Annotated in this window: 3 protein-coding genes; all 3 read left to right on the plus strand. The window is 51.7% G+C overall.

The features are described from left to right. Positions 1 to 65 precede the first annotated feature (65 nt). Entirely contained in the window at positions 66 to 1,754 is a 1,689-nt protein-coding gene (locus ACUU1M_RS19620; RefSeq protein WP_234426381.1) for a fatty acyl-AMP ligase, read from the plus strand. Then, positions 1,751 to 2,665 (plus strand): NAD-dependent epimerase/dehydratase family protein, encoded by a 915-nt coding sequence (locus ACUU1M_RS19625; protein ID WP_001077169.1) that lies wholly within the window; start codon positions 1,751 to 1,753, stop codon positions 2,663 to 2,665. Before ACUU1M_RS19620 ends, ACUU1M_RS19625 begins: the two co-directional genes overlap by 4 nt. 32 nt (positions 2,666 to 2,697) lie before the next feature. Further along, a partial coding sequence (locus tag ACUU1M_RS19630; RefSeq protein ID WP_449144759.1) for an acyl carrier protein occupies positions 2,698 to 2,896 on the plus strand: 199 nt, incomplete at its 3' end.

Here is a 2,896-nt window from a genome sequence, read left to right on the forward strand (position 1 = left end):
TATTTTTGATATCCAATTTTTTCGTGGTGTATATGTCTAATAAAATCTTTACGCATTCCCTACCTATGCGCTATGCCGATTTTCCAACGCTGGTTGATGCTTTGGACTACGCCGCTCTGAGTAGCGCCGGAATGAATTTTTATGACAGACGTTGCCAACTTGAAGATCAACTGGAATATCAGACATTAAAAACGCGTGCCGAAGCTGGTGCGAAGCGGTTGTTATCGCTGAACCTGAAAAAAGGCGAACGCGTGGCGCTGATTGCCGAAACGAGTAGCGGGTTTGTAGAGGCTTTTTTTGCCTGTCAGTATGCTGGCTTAGTCGCCGTCCCGTTGGCGATTCCAATGGGCGTCGGTCAGCGGGATTCCTGGAGCGCCAAACTCCAGGGTTTACTGGCAAGTTGCCAGCCCGCAGCCATTATCACTGGTGATGAGTGGTTGCCACTGGTCAATGCCGCGACGCATAACAACCCCGAATTACATGTTTTAAGCCACGCTTGGTTTAAGGCATTACCGGAAGCCGATGTTGCGCTCCAGCGTCCAGTTCCGAACGATATCGCCTACCTCCAGTACACCTCCGGCAGCACCCGTTTTCCCCGTGGCGTCATTATCACCCATCGCGAAGTGATGGCTAATCTACGTGCTATAAGCCACGATGGCATTAAATTACGCCCTAGCGACCGCTGCGTCTCCTGGCAGCCTTTCTACCATGATATGGGACTGGTCGGCTTTCTCCTGATCCCCGTCGCCACGCAACTTTCAGTAGATTATTTGCGCACTCAGGATTTTGCCATGCGTCCTTTGCAATGGCTTAAATTGATCAGTAAAAATCGCGGCACCGTTTCCGTTGCGCCGCCGTTTGGCTATGAATTGTGCCAACGCCGCGTGAATGAAAAAGATCTCGCTGAACTGGATCTTTCCTGCTGGCGCGTCGCTGGTATTGGTGCTGAGCCGATCTCCGCAGAACAACTCCATCAATTCGCTGAATGTTTCCGTCAGGTTAACTTTGACAATAAAACTTTCATGCCGTGCTACGGACTGGCAGAAAATGCGCTGGCTGTCAGCTTCTCTGATGAAGCCTCCGGGGTTGTGGTTAACGAAGTGGATCGCGACATCCTCGAATATCAGGGTAAAGCCGTCGCGCCGGGTGCAGAGACACGCGCCGTATCGACTTTCGTCAACTGCGGCAAAGCGTTGCCGGAACATGGTATTGAAATCCGCAATGAAGCAGGTATGCCGGTCGCGGAACGTGTGGTAGGCCATATTTGCATCTCCGGTCCCAGTCTGATGAGCGGTTACTTTGGCGACCAGGTTTCGCAAGACGAGATTGCCGCGACGGGCTGGTTAGACACCGGCGACCTCGGTTATCTGCTGGACGGTTATCTGTATGTCACCGGACGCATTAAAGATCTGATTATTATTCGTGGCCGTAATATCTGGCCGCAGGATATTGAATATATAGCGGAACAGGAACCGGAAATTCATTCTGGCGATGCGATTGCTTTTGTTACCGCCCAGGAAAAAATCATTTTGCAGATCCAGTGTCGGATCAGCGACGAAGAACGTCGCGGGCAGCTTATCCACGCGCTGGCGGCACGGATCCAAAGCGAATTTGGCGTGACCGCGGCTATCGATCTGTTGCCGCCCCACAGTATTCCCCGAACGTCCTCCGGCAAGCCTGCCCGTGCAGAAGCGAAAAAACGTTATCAGAAGGCTTATGCTGCCAGTCTTAATGTGCAGGAATCCCTGGCATGAATCAAACTGTCGCGGTGACAGGCGCTACCGGGTTTATCGGTAAATATATTATCGATAACCTGCTCGCCCGCGGCTTTCACGTTCGCGCATTGACGCGTACTGCCCGCGCTCACGTCAATGATAATCTCACCTGGGTGCGCGGTTCGCTGGAAGATACTCATTCACTTAGCGAGCTGGTTGCCGGAGCCAGCGTAGTGGTCCATTGCGCCGGGCAAGTGCGCGGGCACAAAGAAGAGATTTTCACCCGCTGTAACGTTGACGGCAGCCTGCGCCTGATGCAAGCAGCAAAAGAGAGCGGCTTTTGCCAACGTTTTCTGTTTATCTCTTCGCTGGCGGCGCGCCATCCCGAGCTCTCTTGGTATGCAAAATCCAAATACGTCGCCGAGCAACGACTGGCAGCAATGGCGGACGAAATTACGCTGGGCGTTTTTCGCCCGACAGCCGTGTATGGTCCCGGCGATAAAGAGTTAAAACCGCTGTTTGACTGGATGCTACGCGGCCTGCTGCCACGACTTGGTGCGCCAGATACACAACTCTCTTTTCTTCACGTCACCGATTTTGCGCAAGCAGTGGGTCAGTGGTTAAGCGCCGAAACTGTACAGACGCAAACCTATGAATTATGCGATGGCGTCGCCGGTGGCTATGACTGGCAACGCGTACGACAGCTTGCCGCCAAAGCCCGTTGTGGTTCCGTGCGAATGGTTGACATTCCTCTGCCGGTACTCACAGGCCTTGCGGATATCAGTACCGCGTTGAGTCGCCTGGCAGGTAAAGAACCTATGCTGACCCGCTCGAAAATTCGTGAATTAACCCACGCCGACTGGTCGGCAAGTAATAACCGTATTTCTGAAGATATCAATTGGTTTCCCGGGATTAGCCTGGAACACGCATTACGCAACGGGCTATTTTGATTGTCTTGTTTTAAAGGTGTGTTAACGTTTCTATGGTAAATCGTGAAATAGTAATGGATTACATCCTTTCCTGTTTACAGGATTTGGTCGAAAACGGTGTGGAAATTAAGCCCGACAGCGATCTCGTCAACGATCTTGGCCTGGAGTCGATCAAAGTGATGGATCTCTTAATGATGCTGGAAGACAGATTCGATATTTCCATTCCTATTAATATTCTGCTGGATGTCAAAA

This window comes from Shigella sp. SIG6, from assembly GCF_053555815.1.

What these genes read in the sequence shown, in the direction of transcription:
- ACUU1M_RS19620 (WP_234426381.1), top strand. Translation starts at nt 66, where the DNA reads ATGCGCTATGCCGATTTTCCAACGCTGGTTGATGCTTTGGACTACGCC.
- ACUU1M_RS19625 (WP_001077169.1), top strand. Translation starts at nt 1,751, where the DNA reads ATGAATCAAACTGTCGCGGTGACAGGCGCTACCGGGTTTATCGGTAAA.